This is a genomic window from Loktanella sp. IMCC34160, from assembly GCF_004145845.1.
Taxonomy (GTDB): Bacteria; Pseudomonadota; Alphaproteobacteria; order Rhodobacterales; family Rhodobacteraceae; genus SELP01.
Window position 1 is genome coordinate 81,420 of the sequence record NZ_SELP01000001.1, and the last position, 14,999, is coordinate 96,418.

9 protein-coding genes and 1 pseudogene are annotated in these 14,999 nt (G+C 55.7%); 6 read left to right on the forward strand and 4 right to left on the reverse strand.

Features of this window, described 5'->3' with window-relative positions:
* Positions 1-305: 305 nt before the first annotated feature.
* Positions 306-626, forward strand: a pseudogene (locus tag EU803_RS00485) (transposase); the annotation flags it as partial.
* A gap of 7 nt (positions 627-633) precedes the next feature.
* Here the strand turns inward: EU803_RS00485 and EU803_RS00490 are convergent.
* Positions 634-1,308, reverse strand: a complete 675-nt coding sequence (locus EU803_RS00490) for a hypothetical protein (RefSeq protein ID WP_129678893.1) — start codon at positions 1,306-1,308, stop codon at positions 634-636.
* 184 nt (positions 1,309-1,492) lie between these two features.
* Between EU803_RS00490 and EU803_RS00495 the strand changes: the two genes are divergently transcribed.
* From EU803_RS00495 to EU803_RS18695, 5 genes are all read left to right on the forward strand, one after another.
* Positions 1,493-2,467, forward strand: a complete 975-nt coding sequence (locus EU803_RS00495; protein ID WP_129678894.1) for a hypothetical protein — start codon at positions 1,493-1,495, stop codon at positions 2,465-2,467.
* A gap of 315 nt (positions 2,468-2,782) precedes the next feature.
* On the forward strand, positions 2,783-3,715 hold the full coding sequence (locus tag EU803_RS00500) for a calcium-binding protein (RefSeq protein ID WP_129678895.1): 933 nt from the start codon (positions 2,783-2,785) through the stop codon (positions 3,713-3,715).
* Positions 3,716-3,916: 201 nt separating this feature from the next.
* Positions 3,917-5,728, forward strand: a complete 1,812-nt coding sequence (locus EU803_RS00505) for an AAA family ATPase (protein ID WP_129678896.1) — start codon at positions 3,917-3,919, stop codon at positions 5,726-5,728.
* Positions 5,725-7,470, forward strand: a complete 1,746-nt coding sequence (locus tag EU803_RS00510; RefSeq protein ID WP_129678897.1) for a UvrD-helicase domain-containing protein — start codon at positions 5,725-5,727, stop codon at positions 7,468-7,470. Before EU803_RS00505 ends, EU803_RS00510 begins: the two co-directional genes overlap by 4 nt.
* Before the next feature lie 280 nt (positions 7,471-7,750).
* The gene (locus EU803_RS18695) at positions 7,751-9,568 is read left to right on the forward strand and encodes a hypothetical protein (RefSeq protein ID WP_129678898.1); all 1,818 of its coding nucleotides are present in this window, start codon (positions 7,751-7,753) and stop codon (positions 9,566-9,568) included.
* 138 nt (positions 9,569-9,706) lie between these two features.
* On the opposite strand, the gene EU803_RS00520 is transcribed toward EU803_RS18695, so the two are convergent.
* The 3 genes from EU803_RS00520 to EU803_RS00535 form a co-directional block, all read right to left on the reverse strand.
* Positions 9,707-10,660 (reverse strand): HNH endonuclease signature motif containing protein, encoded by a 954-nt coding sequence (locus EU803_RS00520; protein WP_165352734.1) that lies wholly within the window; start codon positions 10,658-10,660, stop codon positions 9,707-9,709.
* A 1,020-nt stretch (positions 10,661-11,680) separates the two neighbouring features.
* Positions 11,681-13,339, reverse strand: a complete 1,659-nt coding sequence (locus EU803_RS00530) for a hypothetical protein (protein WP_129678901.1) — start codon at positions 13,337-13,339, stop codon at positions 11,681-11,683.
* Positions 13,336-14,883, reverse strand: a complete 1,548-nt coding sequence (locus tag EU803_RS00535) for a DUF4034 domain-containing protein (RefSeq protein ID WP_129678902.1) — start codon at positions 14,881-14,883, stop codon at positions 13,336-13,338. Before EU803_RS00535 ends, EU803_RS00530 begins: the two co-directional genes overlap by 4 nt.
* Positions 14,884-14,999 lie beyond the last annotated feature (116 nt).

The window sequence follows — 14,999 nt, forward strand, 5'->3', positions numbered from 1 at the left end:
TTCGCACTCAAGACGGTCGCAATCGCCTAAGATGCGATCTTGGAAGCCGTTCGCGCGAGTGCACGCAAGGCAGCAATTCGACAATGGTTCCTGTGCTGAACATTCAGATCCAGCTCCAGCGCCATTGCAGCGGTCTGCCACGGAACTTCGCCGACGGAAAATGGGGGCCACTCACCCAACAGACGCTAGTGAGGTTTCAAAGAGCATATGGCCTCGTTCCTGACGGGGTATACGGACCCGCAACCGCTGCCGCGCTCTCGACCAGCCCCAATGGGCGCTGCTAGTTGAGGTAGGGTGCGCCCAAGCTGAAGACACTCGGCAAGGATTTCACCGAAGATCTTGAGCATGTGCCTGGCCGCTTCGTTGTGTACAGGATTGTCCGGCCCCGCAAAGCCTGCGCGGGCTGTGAAGCGATTGTCCAATCGCCGCTGCCGTCACGCCCCATCGAGCGCAGAAGACCCGGCCCCGGCCTGCTAGCGCATGTGTTGGTCAGCAAATACGCCGCTCATCTACCTTTGTAACGCCAGTGCCAGATCTATGCCCGAGAAGGGATTGATCTCGACCGCTCGACCATGGCCGACTGGATGGGCCGGTCAACGGCACTGTTGGAACCGCTGGCCGGCCGCTTCACTTCTACGCTTCTCTGTTCCCGGTATCGAGGTCTCTGAACATGTCAAAATACTCAAACTCGACTGTCCAAGTAGCGCGCAGGTTCGACTGGGCCAGATCGCTTATTTCCTTGGGGTAATTGGGGGTTGTCGGGGCCAAGGGAGGGACACTGGGTGCCGCGACTTCAACACCAACAGCCTCAATGATCTTGTGTCCGCAATATGCAAGGTTCCTCGTTTCAACACAGGCCAAGACCCGAGACGCGTAGTCAAAGGCAAAACGTGTCGGGTTTCCAAAATGGAACTGGTATCCTCGTCGGATATGGCGAATGGCATGCATTGAAAAATGAGCGGCAGAATGTTGTATGGGGTCTTCTGACGACAACGCCTCCGCCAGATCATTGGCCGTGCTAAAATAGGAAAACGCTGCTGCTTCACCTGAATCCCATCGTGCGCGGTGGTCCGGCAGCCCCATGCGCTGTCGGCAATAGAAACCAGACACAAATCTCTCGATTGGATCACGATAGGTTATGACAAGACCGGAAGGTTCTCCGAAGCGCTCTTCTGCCTCTGCAAGTGTGCAGTGGTTCAACAGCACTATCCTGTCTTGAAGGACTTGAGGCTCCTGAAGCTTGGGAGCGTCAAGTGCGCCTCGGATCAATCGCTTGACATAGGTCCCACCGGTCTTTCCGACATGCATTAAGAAAAGCACAATGTATCTCTACCCAATAAAGCCAACATATCTCCCTTGGCAGCCTCAACGACATGCCTATAGGTCTATCGACGTCGTGCAGTAGCGACTAGGACGCAACACATGTCGGCCGTGGCAGGGTCCAATCCGTTTGGCCGTTTTCCGTTTCTCAATAACGCATAATGTAACCTTCATGCCACGCATCATTCTACATCTCAAGCCTGCGGATACCTGCAACAATCTCAAGGGTTGGCACTTGCGATTGTACAGAGACATCCGCGACCTGTGTGAGGTCGATGGCATAGCCCTTGAGATCAGGGAGCGCGACAACGATATTCGTGTTGGAACTCGCCGAGTAAGAGACCGGCGATTTGCAGACGGAAACCTCCACATTATCGATGACAGGTCTGTTGAGGCCGAGGGCGTTCTCAACGCTGCTGTGGCTTACTTGTGGGAGTACTGGCATCTCGATCCAATAGGCACCAAGGCCTTCTCATCCATTGGCCACATGACATATGATCCTTCGTCCGTCGCTCCAAAGCGCACGGAAGCATTCATGCGCAATTTGAAGAACAGGTACGTTGACAGTAGGAAGTCGAAGTATCGCCAACCTTTTGTTCGGCTTGACCTTCCGACGGGAGCGATTTCGGTCTTCTTTCAAGGGCGGTATCCGATGGCTTCGGGGGCATCGCAACATTCCGATTCCAAGATACTTAGGGCCACACAAGAGGCCGCCGGAGACCGGCCAATCATTGTAAAACCTCATCCGATGTCGAGCGACGCATCGGATAGGCGAATGGTTGAGGACCTTGCCAAAGAGGATGACCGGATTTTCCTGGTTGATGCAAACGTGCACGATATTCTGGCAGCGAGCGCTTGCACGATCTCAAACAACTCCACGGTCGCCTTGGAAGGCTTTATGCATGGAGTCCCTGCGATCCATTGTGGTCGATCAGACTTTCACCACTTGGCCGAAGACGGGTCCGATCTCTCCCAATTGCAGACGGCAATCCAGAAGGCTGTCGGCACGCGCCACGACTACGATACCTACCTGACGTGGTATTTCGTCAAACATTGCATCCACCTCAGGAGCGGAAAACTTAACGAGATATTGTGGGATCGGTTCGCACGGGCGGGATTTCCGCGGGAGCGCTTTCTTGACGGTTAGTTCACCCGTCATTTCTCCTTGGCCTCAAGACGGCTCAAGAAGAGGGGCCGGGCACCATGAACACCGAATCGAAGACCAAACCTATCATCTAGATCTTTCCCAATAGCACGAAAGTACGCTCGATGATCCATCATCATAAGTCGTTGTGCGAATGCGCAATGCCCCGGTGCTGTCGCAATTATCGGCGTGAGCGGCCTCAGGCAACTCTTTGATTAAGAAATTGTTTCCTTGAAAGAAACACAATTGTTAGGGGTGGGTCTCGCTTGTCTTTTACCGGATCTTTTGGCAGCGTTTGGTAAATTTCGGAGTTCATTCATGAGTATCTTTCTTCTCCCGCTTTTCATTTCGATGTTGGCGCTGAGCCTGTTTCTTGACTTTGGTGTTCAAGACGAGGGAGGCGAGGGGACAGCCGGGTCTGACGACGAAGACCTTGGACCCGGCGACGACACGTTTGACGCCGGAGCCGGGAACGATCTTGTTCGCGGAGGTTATGGCTTCGATGACATCCTTGGAGGCTCTGGGGGCGATATGCTCTGGGGCGACGGAGGGAAAGACATTCTGATCGGCGGAACCGGAGCCGACATCCTATATGGTGGCGGATGGCATGACGGATTGTCTGGGAATGCCGGAGACGACACATTGTTTGGTGGATCTGGCGAGGACATCCTAGACGGTGGTGCCGATGATGACGTCCTCGTGGGTGGTGACGGTGACGACTATCTAATTGGGGGGGCCGGAGCGGATACCCTTCTTGGGGGTCAAGGGTTTGATTTCTTGAACGGCGGCAATGCCTATGAAAGTGAACTTGATTTGTCCACTTTGAGCGAGGTCATCCGAAATGATGGCCCGCTGCCGGAAAACCTGTTTCCACAGGGGCTGGATGATGAAGCGGACTACATCGATGGAGGGCCTGGGGAGGACTTCTTGCTACTTGGTCCAGGTGATACAGCGGTCGATGGAGATGTTGTTCAAGACTTCATTATTATTGGCGACTGGATATTGGGGCATGAGCCTGCCGAGATTCTCAGTGCACATTACCAAGGGCCACCTGAAGGGGAAGCATGGGAAAGTGATGCTGTGGCCGAACGGATCATTGTTTACTACAATGAGGCAGATCCCATGCCCGCCTTGACGTTTTTGGAAGACGGCCCAGACCATACGCTTATTCAACTGGACGGGACAACCATCGCTCGGGTCGAAGGCGATCCTACTTGGGTTGAATTGGGAACCTACCTGCTCAGCTACTAGATCAACTCGAGGGGCGGAGTGCTGCCGTTCGCTGCGGCTACGAAATAGAGCTGTCCTCAAGTCAAAAACAGACATTCACGAAAGTGGCGGCAAGAGGTCGGCGCACTCAAAACCAGACTTTTTTGGATAGGCTGGTGTTGTCTCGGCTCTCGCTGTGTAGTGTCGAAGTTATTGTCAAACGTAATTGAGAACATAAACAAAATGCAAATTCGGCGACTAAAAATTAGGAACTTTCGCAGCGTGGCGAGCGGGGAAGTCCTGTTCAATGAACACACGGTTCTGATCGGAAGCAACAGCGTCGGAAAATCCACGGTGTGCGAAGCGCTCGATCTGCTGCTTGGACCTGATCGGCTTTCGCGCACCAACCCGATCAATGAACACGATTTCCATCAGCGGACCTACCTCGACGAAGATGGCGAGCCGGTCGTGATCGAACTCGAGGTCGTTCTTACCGATCTTACACCGGAACTCGAGGTCAAGTACCGGGCGCATCGCGAGTACTGGGACACAAAGGACGAGACCCTTCTCGATGAGGGCGATGATCCTGAGGACACCGACCTCGACCATGTCACACCGGCGCTTCGCATCGTGTTCGAAGGGACCTACGACAAAGAAGAGGATGAGTTCTCGGCGCAAACCTATTTCGCGTCCCCGCCTCCCGATGATGGCGGGAGTCCAGTGCGCGTAAGCCGGTCATCGAAGCGGGAATTTGGCTTCATCTATCTGAGGGCGTTGCGGACGGGCGCGCGCGCACTCAGCCTGGAACGCGGATCACTCCTGGATATCATTCTTCGGCTCAAGGAGGACGATCGTTCGGAAATGTGGGAGCAGACCCTTGGACAGCTTGAGGAGTTGGATCCGCCGATTGATCAGATTCCCCAACTAAAGAAGATTCTGGAGGACGTTGACGAGCGGGCAAGGCGCTTCATCCCCCTGACCGACGAAGGTCAGGCTTTTCGGCTTTTTCCCTCGGCCCTAACGAGAGAAGATCTGCGCCACTCGATTACCCTGTTCGGTTCGTCGGAACGGTCCAACACACCTGTACCGTATTGGCGCTTGGGATCTGGGGTCATCAATGCGCTGGTGTTTTCCCTGCTGACCTTCATCGCGCAGTTGAAAAAGAACGTGATCTTCGCGATGGAGGAACCGGAGATCGCTATTCCTCCGCATACGCAACGACGGATCGTGAAGTTCCTGCGGAGTCGGATGCAGCAGGCCATCCTCACCACGCACTCGCCATTTGTGCTCGAGCAGTTTGAACCGGAAGACGTCGTTATCCTGGAACGCGCCGAAGGCTGCGAGTTGACCGGCAAGCATGTCGAGATGTCCGGCATAAAAGCCAAGACGTATCGTGGCAACCTTCGACGCATTTTGGCCGAAGCCATGCTGGGCACAGGTGTCATCTGCGTAGAAGGCGTCTCCGATGCCGAGGTGCTCTCATCCGCCTCCGACGTGATCGAAGAGGGGTATAGTCCTGGCGCATATACTCCGCTTGATCTGTCTGGCGTGACAATCGTCCAATGTGAAGGCGACGGTGGAATCCTACGCTATGGCGAGTTCTTCAAATCACTCGGGAAGAATATCTACGCGTTATATGACAAGCAGGCTAACAGAGATATCGCAGACGATATCGATGATCTCTTCGATGCCTCCTGGCAGCTTGATCAGACAGGGATCGAGTTTCTACTAGCCGAAGAAGTCACGATCGCGGTTCTGCGCAAATTTCTGAAGCGCGCATCGAAATGGCAGGACTACCCATCCAACGCGGCCAAGCCGGCGCAGTTCAAGTATGACGCCGATCTTGATGACGACGATGTTCGCAAGCTTGCGAAGCGGGTGTTGAAGGTCCGGAAGGGCTCAGGATACGCGGGGCGCCTGGTCGAGCTTTGTGGGCCGGACGATCTCCCAGGAATCGTTGTGGAAGCGCTCGAGACCATTAGCGATGCGTTGCCTGACAATCTCGTGCCAGGAGATGATGAGGGGGATGAGGATGGCTCGCCCGATGGTGAATGAGCTCTGCCAACCCGGAAGATGAATTCACGCTCTGTGAGCAGCGCAAGCGGATACTCGACGATGACGGCCACATGCTCGTTGTCGGGGGGCCCGGTTCGGGAAAGACGACGATCGCGCTTCTGAAAGCACGCCGCCGCGTCCTTGAGCAGCTCAGTGCAGGGCAAAAGGTCCTGTTCGTCAGTTTCTCGAACTCGGCTATTCGTCGGATCATGGAGAGTGCCGGTGGTATTTTGACCGACGAAATCGCTGATCGCGTGGACATCAAGACCTATCACTCGTTCGCTTGGGAAATCCTGACCTCGCACGGCTATCTCACATCGTCTCGCCGGCGACTGAAGATCATTCCTGCCCAAGACGCTGCGGTGCGTGCCGCGGGGTTGAGCAAGGACGATTGGCGGGCGGAGCAGGATCGCCTTTATGTCGAGGAGGGGCTGGTGACATACGATCAGTTCGCACCGCGCGCAGCCGAACTACTCCAACGCTCGGCGGCCGCGCGCGCATGCTTTTGCGCTGCGTATCCGCTCATTCTCGTAGATGAGTTTCAGGATACTGACGAGGAGCAATGGGCGCTTGTCCAGGCATTGAGCGAGCAATCCGAGATCATTGGGCTCGGTGACGCCGAGCAACGAATCTTTGAATGGCGCCCCGGCGTGTCTGAGACCCGTCTCGAAGAATTTGGCAACGCGTTTGAGTGTGAACGGTTCGACTTCGCCAATGAAAATAATCGTAGCCCGGCAACGGGTATCGCGGGATTTGCGCGTTCACTTCTGTCGCCAGGGTCCGAACTGGACTTTCCCGATGAAATCGTGCGCCAACGGTTCAGACCGGGGCGGCTGGCCGTGCAGCTTCATCTTGCGGTCCGCAAAGCGTTCAAGGAGGCGAAGGAGCGATCGGGCAAGGATCGACCGAAAATCGCGATGGCGGCGCGGAGCAAGCGGCTCGTGAGACAGGTCTCTGACGCGCTCTCCGTGAAGGCGAGCGCAAACGGACGGGTTCTCAAGGCGCTGCCGCACGATGTGTTCATCGACCAGCATCAGATACTCCTCGCTTCGCGTGTGATCGCAAATATCATGTCCAACGCAAGCGGGGTTCCGCGGAACGAGCAGTTGGCTGAGGCCCTGGACCGAGTTGCTGACATGTTGCGGTCTGCGGCGAACAAGACCAACATCGTGGCATCTGACAGGCTAAGGAACTGGGCGGGTAAATGCCGGGAAGGTAAGGCGCCAAAGACGAAATGCGTTTCTGCCCTTGCTACTGTGATGGCGCAGATTGACGAAGAAGGCCTTACCGGTTCTCCGACGCAGGATTGGATTGCCACTCGAAGATTGCTTGCAAAGGCCGATGCGAGTGAACTGAAAAAGGTCGCGGATCTGGCACGGTATCTCCGCCTGCTGCGACGAGGGTCGGTGATCGAACAGGCATTGATCGGTCTTTGGGTGGCGCAAGGCAATTACCAGGGCGCAGAGGCAGCCCTTGAACAGGCTATCCTTCAAGATCAACTTGTGGATTCGCAGCGAGAGTCAGCCACAATTTCGGTAATGAATATGCATCAGCTCAAAGGGCGGGAGTATGACGCGGTCGTTCTCGTTGAGGATCAATACAATAACTTCATGGCACAGGATAAGGCTCCGCCACACGCCGATACACGGCGCCTGTTGCAGGTATCTTTGACGCGTGCGCGCGAGTTTGTCGTGGTTGTCTCAAATGCCGGTGACGACACTTTTGACCAACTGCTATCATAATTAGCCTAATGGATCGTACGGAGAAAGATCGAGGTGTGAGCGGACTGCTTCTCGTCGCCTTCGGTTTCAGACTCGCGTGCGCTGCGCCATGAAAGACCGCTTCGGGCACGCCGCACCGCAACGATGGTCGTGCTGCCGAATGCCCGCTAAGGGCCGCTTCTCGAGTTCCGTTTCAAGAAAGTGCCAAGATGTTAGCCGTCTTGGACCGATTGCGAAACCTTACAAGACTCGACTCTGAGGAAGAGCTTGTACACAATGTACGCATTTGTGGTGATTTAAGATGATAGATGATCTTTCCGTTGCAACCTCTGCAAATTTTCATACAATTCGAAGGAAATTGTCAAGCAAGGCCATCGATGACTTGTTTGTAAAGCTTCGTGCGAGCCACGGTGCTACGGCCCAAAACGAATTCAAATACATACGTGAACAACTCGACGACGTTCACTGGTCTGCGATTTGCTTCAGATATGAGAGCCCGCCCTCCTTTCTCGAAAACACCACTACGATACGAGAGCGCCTTTGCGGATTTATGCTGTTAATCGAACATCAAGGTTATGTAGCAGTCCTCTCGTCCCGATTGATCCTCCCGTCCTCCTTCAAGACGGCCCATCTCTCGGCGGTTACAACGGCTCGTGTCGAAGGCGCGATCGCCAAAACGGATGCGGTTTTCCAGCGCATGACGATGCGCAACATGTCCATCTCGCCCTACGCGATGCGCTCCAAGACCGTTGATGCGCCAGATCTTGCTAATGTTGTTGGCCAGGCGGGGAGTAGGCGATATGCGCCCCGTACATACAGCGTCGTTGCGAATGGCATGCAGAGTACCGCGACGCCGAGCACCGGACGCATTGGCGTTCGTTCGGCGCGCACCGATCTTCCTGGCGTCATTACCTTTGCTAAGAACGTTATCGAAGAGCTTCGTGTGGATAATACGGACATATCACCATTCATCAGGTCCTTTGCCCGACCGGTGTCTTTGACCGAAGCTTTGGAAGCTTCGGAGCCAATTGCCATGGCGATTGATACAAACAAGCTTTCCGACGCCGTGGGCGATGTTGAGGAGGGCATCAGACTCATTCGCCTGAACGACGATACGGCAGTCGACCTATCTGCAGAAGAACTGACGGCTTTGATGGAAAGACTTGACCACCCCCTGAATATCGAAGGGAGTGCCCGCCTCAGAACGGCACGCGACCCCGCGACAGGCGATCAGGGGGCTTCGATCCGACTGAACAAGAACCGCATCGCTCTCCGCTCCCTGTCCTCGCCTCAGTTATCTGATGTTTACGTGGAGAGAGCCGGTGAGGCGCTTGGTGAAGATGGTGACCGGCAGACGTTGCTAGCGTATCTCGACAATATGAATGCGCTCATCGTCCTGTTCGAGGATGTGCGATTAGCCTATATCGATGGTCAGGTATTCCGAGACGAAACTCTTGTAGATGGGGGTGAGTCATTTCTACGCCACTTCACCGTCTGCGAGCCTCTATCGGCAGTTACAAGCGAGAAAGGGGCATTCACCGCTGCGCAGACCGCGTTCGATGACACTTCAAGTTTCGGAGCGATTGTCGATCACATTGCCGCTGCAGATCCCATCCTACTATGCGACGACCTTGGCGATGAATGGGCTGACTTCATAGGCGTCTCCGACAGCGTCGGGGTCACGCAAATCTCTTTCTACCATGCAAAGCACGGCGCGCCGTCTCTCGGTGCCAGCCCCTTCCATGTCTCGGTCAGCCAGGCGATTAAGAACCTCGGAAACATGTCGTTTCCTGAAGAGCGGCTCGCTGGTAAGCTAGGATTGTGGGGTTCGACCTACAACGCGCCCAATCAGGAAACTCAGATTCAACGGACGATACGCTCGAACGCCGCTGATCTTGCAGTCGCGCTGCGTCGCGCAAGAGTGGCACCGGATGCGCACCGCCGCGCTGTCATTGTGACTTCGTCGCTCAGTCGGCAAGCGCTCGAGGACGCTTTAGCCGCTATTCAGCGCGGTGAAAGGCCCACTCCGTCCTTTGTTCAACTCTACTGGCTTATGCAATCCTTCTTCTCGGCATGCGCGGAAGTCGGTGCCAGCGGCGCGGTCATCTGCCAGCCATGACGCCGCCAGGCAGGCGCGGCGAAAATCCGGTATGACGGGCCGCACCGTGGCAAAGGCTGTGTCAGGTCAATGGCGGCTTAGGGCCGACCGGGCATTAGAAATGGACCGACAAATACACCAAAGCGCATGGCGCGCTCTTCACGTATAGTCGTCGATGCTGTCCTCCAAACTCTCGCCGGTCAGCTCGCAGAAGGTCTTTAGAGCACCTTGTAGCGTGAAATATTGATGTTCGCTGCGGTGAACGAACAGCTCGCCACGGATCGTGATCATGGCGACAGCCCAGTCTTTGATCGCGTCAGCTTCCGCGGCACGGGTAAGAACGACCAGCCCGTCTTCGACGAGCGCGCACTGAACGACCAAGCTCTGGTAAATGTCGTTCCGGGCAAAAACCTGTCCGAACCGGAGGTTCTGTGCGTATCGTTCCAAACCATCTTCTGACACCGCCTCCGGGCATCCCGGAAACTCGGTGGGAACCCTCCACTTCACTTGGATCGCCGATGGCGTCAGGCTTTCATACTCTTCTGGCTCCGGCTCGAAATCAGCTCGCTCACGGGTGCCGTAGAGCCACTCGCCGATTGTGCCGCCGCTCGGAACCGATCCGCTCTTCGCCCATGCCTCGAAGCGGGACTTGGTTCTGGCACCCTCTTCCTTGGTCACGGTTCGCATCCATGAGACGTCGGGAAAGGATGTCTCGTTTATGGGCTTGGACGGATCTTCGAGAAACGCTTCTATCGACCCGTAAGCCAGCTCAATTCTGCGGGCGGTGGTTTCGTTCAGGAGGGCATTTTCCAGCCTAGTGAGCCAGCGCAGGTTCTCGGGCCTGTTATTCGCCCGATTGGTGTCGATGTGATCGACGACATGCTGATCGGTGGGTGGCGGACCGTTGAAGGCGCTGCAAACGATGCGATGGATCGGCACACCGGCCAGAAGTTGGTAGCCGGTCGTGAGGTTCTGGCGTCCGAAGGTCCATGCTTTGTCGAGCGGACGAGCGCGTTTTCGGAATTCATTTAGTCGATAGACCGCGCCGTTGTCACGGACGCGATATCGCTCGCCGCGATATTCGACCTCGACTTCGGCTTCGTAGATATCCAAGAGGTGGTCATGCTCGCCCACAGGCGTTTTCAAGGATGGCATCTTGCTCTCCAGTGCAAGGGTGTCTCGGCCTTCCCCGGAATGGCCCGGTGCCGGCTATTTTTGGCAGACGTGAAATAGTGCGTCGGGCGCTGCCTTATGCTCTGGACGCATCGAGAGACTGGCGAATGTATGAGGTTAGAGTCAAGAAGAACGAGGGACAGCGCACCCTCTCGCTACGCTCACTAGTCTGAAGGAACTTTGATGACGGCTTTGCGGGCTGCAAACGGAGCATCCAATCGCGGCATTGAGAGTCCGGTAGGGGCCGCACGAAACACTGACTTCTGTAGCCAGCGTGGCAGGGTAATCATTATACGGTGCGCTTCTTGGTGCGAATACTGGTAAGAGTTGTGCTGTAAGTCAATCAAGATAGTAGGATGTGCAATTGGAACGCCTTTTTGTGACTGTGCTCGGCAATCGAAACTCTGGAAAATCCCTCACTTGGAACACCCTATTTGGGGCGACAGTCCGAACTGGTAAGAACACTCGAAAACTTTCTTTGAGCGGGAACCGATGCGTTGAGGTTTTCTTGATCAGTGGTTCTCCGGAAGAGCGAAAGACCTATGCCGGTGACATCTTGGCAGACCAAGAATGCCGAATTGTTTTGTGTTCGGTTCAGTACGCCGACACGGGTTTAGAAACTTACGACTATGCATTTGCGAACGGGTTCTCGGTCTTCGCCCAATGGCTAAACCCTGGTTATCATGACGCGGGTGAGAATTTTAATCGTCATGGCATGACGCCTTGGTTGCTTGCCCGAGGTGCCACTATCTCGATTAGAGATGCTACTCGAGCAGTTCATACCAGAGCCGAAGAGATACGTCAGTTTGTTGATGGATGGGCATCATCACGTGGCTTAACTTTTCCCTGTCCGTAGGACCTTTTAGATCTGGAAAGCCATGAATGGCCGCGATGCAGGCTGCGACCGCAGCATCATTAGAGCTCGTCGGATGGCGGCTATGGGCCGAATTCTGGTTCCAATCAATTGCGCCAGGGCAAACGGACATCAGCGAACGGAACGGGGTCGTAACGAAGATCGCTCAATGGCTGACTTGAAACCTCCACACACATACCGTCGCGTCCCATTTCGAGGATGCCGGGGATGGGTTGAAACAGGGGAAGATCTGGGTCGCAGATCGGCACCGGAGGGGAAATCGACCGGCACATGGCCGAGGCCGTCAAGGCGGCTCTCAACATCGGACATTCCATGCTTTCAATACTTTGCTCCAGGTCTTTCGCCAGATCTCTGTCCGCATCCTTCAAGCCTGAGGTTGCGGCATCGTAGGCGATGTCTACGGCGTAGACGTTTTCGAGGAGGTACTGAAGATTCTGACCAGAATAGGCGATCATGTTCTCGAAGAAGACCTGTTGCGACTGGTAATCCGATGGGTGACGGTCGGCGATCGCCAGACTCGCTCCAAGTCGCCAGATGCTATCATTCATTTCACCGTACCACATCCCGTCTTCCCATGACCGTCGGGCCTGATGAAGGAGGTCGGGAAGTGGGGTCACCTGATAGTCTTCAAGCAGGAGCTGTGCCTGAAACCTGAGTAGCTTGTGATTGAAAGGATCGTCTTCCAATCGGGACGAGACCATGTCCCGGACCCGGGCTCTGGCCTCCTCGGCATATCCGTCGTTTTGGAAAAATCGGGCGATCCTGCCTGCGTCGGACAGATAGCGAACAGGGTCGGAGTCGTGGGTCAGGGCTGTACGATGGATCTCGAAAATTCGTTCCGGGGTTCCCTCGTAGTCCCTTTGGTGTCGGAGGAAAGTGACAAGGCGGGCCGCGTCAAGGGTTGGTTCCTCCAGTTGCCATAACAGGTCTTCAGCGCGAGCGCGAATGTCAGCGTCGACATGCCGGACGACAGCCAATTCCGTCATGCAAAGGTCCGCATCATAGTCCCGAGCGGCCTGACCGTACATCAGACACAGGTTGGCGACATCCCTTCCCCCGCTGGAAGACCGGATCTGCGCCGCACGTGAAATGCGCAGGACACTCTCTCGTTCAGGGGCGATCTCAATCAATCTGGTGGCCAAAGGCGCGGCCTCGTCCAGCGTTGCATATCGCATCTCCATTGCGACCAGCCCGGCATCGAGCCCAGGTACAAAACCGGTGGGATTGGCCGCGGCCTGCCGGGCAAGAGCGTGCGCCCGACTGCGAGCATCTTGCCAGGGCTGCATCGCCTCTCGGACCTTTGGCTCGCGATAGATTTCGTACTCACTTCCCAACAATTCGACCGCCCTGATCGCCACCCAGGCTTCCGCTGCGACTGCAAATGGGGATTCATGGCGCTCAGCGTGCCACTTTTCTATCACTTCGATCCGTTGGGGGTGGGTGGTCTGAAATAGCCGTGAAGCGATGTCACGTAGGTCTTTCGCGCTGCCGCCGTCGATCACATCCTGATGCAGTTCAGCGAGGACATTTTCAAGTCCGGCGATATCCCCGGCATCCAAGAGCAGCCTTACCTGATCCACCGGAGTTTCGGCCTTCACTTGATTGGCCACTGGAAGCACGCACGCCCATATAACGAACGCGAGTTTGATGAATATCGCCGATTTGTCGGGCTTCCCCCGGGCCTCGCAACAGGTCGGATGTTTGCCGTGTTTTTTCGGAAGGTCAGACCAACGCAACAGAATCATCGCCCCGCTCCCGTGAAGTAATCGGTCGGGACTGGGCTGAAGCCAAGCTGATGAATTGGCGCGGACTTGACCCAGGCACAGTCGGAACTGTTTTCCATCATGCGCCGGGCCCGATCCGGAAAATCCGACGCCCAACCTCCGATCGAGCAGAAGTTCTGGTTCGGTGCGGCTGTACAAAGGTAGTCGTAGATCCGTGTGACACGGAACAGCTCGCAACGTGACGCCTCGCCAATGGTCTCCGGATCCAAAGTTGAATTCGGGGCAAGGCGCGCCTCGCCAGTGGCGATCGACTGAGCCTCGAACAGATAGATTAGGTAGGATCTGACGTAGCTAACGTCGTGGTTGCCATAGAATATCTGGTTCTGAAAATACGGCATCTGGCGTTCAACCTGCCATGTGCCATTTGCGACCGCGTCAAGACGCCGCCCAAGTGCCCATGTTTCCGGCAGGTATGACCCGTGAACAAGCATCTCTTGCCAGAGGTCCTGTGCCTGCTCGATGGTGGCCGTCGGATCGCGGCGCAGGCGACGATCAAGGCTATCCTCGATCAAAACCCGAAGAATTCGGTGGCTTTGAGGATTGTCAGGGAGCCGGTCCGTCAGCACGGCGATCATCGCATCATGCGCTTCGATCTCATAGAATGGCATTTGAAAAGTCCGGTTGATCCTGGCCAGTTGATCGACATAGGCGGGGACGATCATCTCTGGCCCCAGACTGGCGCGATGGAGCCGCACCACTTCGTCAGGCGCTTCTGGTCGGTTTGACCATTCTCTGAGGTAGGCCGCCAGTCTTGCATAGTCGAGAAACTCTTCATCGCGGCGGTCGAGCGCTTCAAGCGCCGCCTGCCGCCACCTGCCGCTCAGACCGTTCTCGAAGACCGCGTCGATGAAGCACAACTCTGCGTCATAGTCCGGAACCCTCTCCGTCATGGTTCCGCAAAGAGCGATGATCTCGACCGCGCTTCCCCCCCAATTGAGGTTTGCTGCAGCCAGTCCAAGCAAGATCGCGTGCCGGTCGGGCGCGATATCAAGTTCGCGATCGACGATCGTCAGCATCCCGCCATAGTCCCCGCGTACTTCGCGAAGCAGGATTGCGGCATCCAGTGCAGGAAGAAAGTCGTCGGCGGACTCGACCGCAAGCGCGGCATAGCCGGATGCGCTCTGCATTTCATCTTCAAAACCTTCAATGGCAAGCGGAGATGTCATGCCGTAGGCAGCAGGACCCCGGACCAGAAAGGCGCGGTAATAGTGCGACCATGCCAGTGCCGCCGCAGCATAGGGAGACGCAGGATAGGCTTCCAGCCAGGCCTTGGACAACTCCATCCGATCCCGGTTCGCGGTGACAAACAGGATGGAATAGACAGACCGGAGTTGCGAAAAATCCCGCACGTCGAGCGCCGCTTGATGAGCCGCCGAAAACTCGGTTTCAAGCTGTTCGAAATCGCGGCTTTCCAGAGTCTGGCGCACGAAGTCCGCTCCGAATTCGGCCCGTACTGGTTGGCCAATTGTTATTAATAGAAGAAAGCAAGTGATAAATGTCTGCATGACAGCCCCTTTTGCTCTACTTTAGGTTTATTCCGAAATCGGCAAATGTATGGCAACAAAATGAAAACTATCTTCGTGGGGTGATGGGGAGACATCACGTTGCTCGTCAGGGATGA

Excerpts from the sequence above, each read along its gene's own strand:
- EU803_RS00490 (WP_129678893.1), bottom strand. The coding sequence starts at position 1,308 with ATGCATGTCGGAAAGACCGGTGGGACCTATGTCAAGCGATTGATCCGA.
- EU803_RS00495 (WP_129678894.1), top strand. The coding sequence starts at position 1,493 with ATGCCACGCATCATTCTACATCTCAAGCCTGCGGATACCTGCAACAAT.
- EU803_RS00500 (WP_129678895.1), top strand. The coding sequence starts at position 2,783 with ATGAGTATCTTTCTTCTCCCGCTTTTCATTTCGATGTTGGCGCTGAGC.
- EU803_RS00505 (WP_129678896.1), top strand. The coding sequence starts at position 3,917 with ATGCAAATTCGGCGACTAAAAATTAGGAACTTTCGCAGCGTGGCGAGC.
- EU803_RS00510 (WP_129678897.1), top strand. The coding sequence starts at position 5,725 with ATGAGCTCTGCCAACCCGGAAGATGAATTCACGCTCTGTGAGCAGCGC.
- EU803_RS18695 (WP_129678898.1), top strand. The coding sequence starts at position 7,751 with ATGATAGATGATCTTTCCGTTGCAACCTCTGCAAATTTTCATACAATT.
- EU803_RS00530 (WP_129678901.1), bottom strand. The coding sequence starts at position 13,339 with ATGATTCTGTTGCGTTGGTCTGACCTTCCGAAAAAACACGGCAAACAT.
- EU803_RS00535 (WP_129678902.1), bottom strand. The coding sequence starts at position 14,883 with ATGCAGACATTTATCACTTGCTTTCTTCTATTAATAACAATTGGCCAA.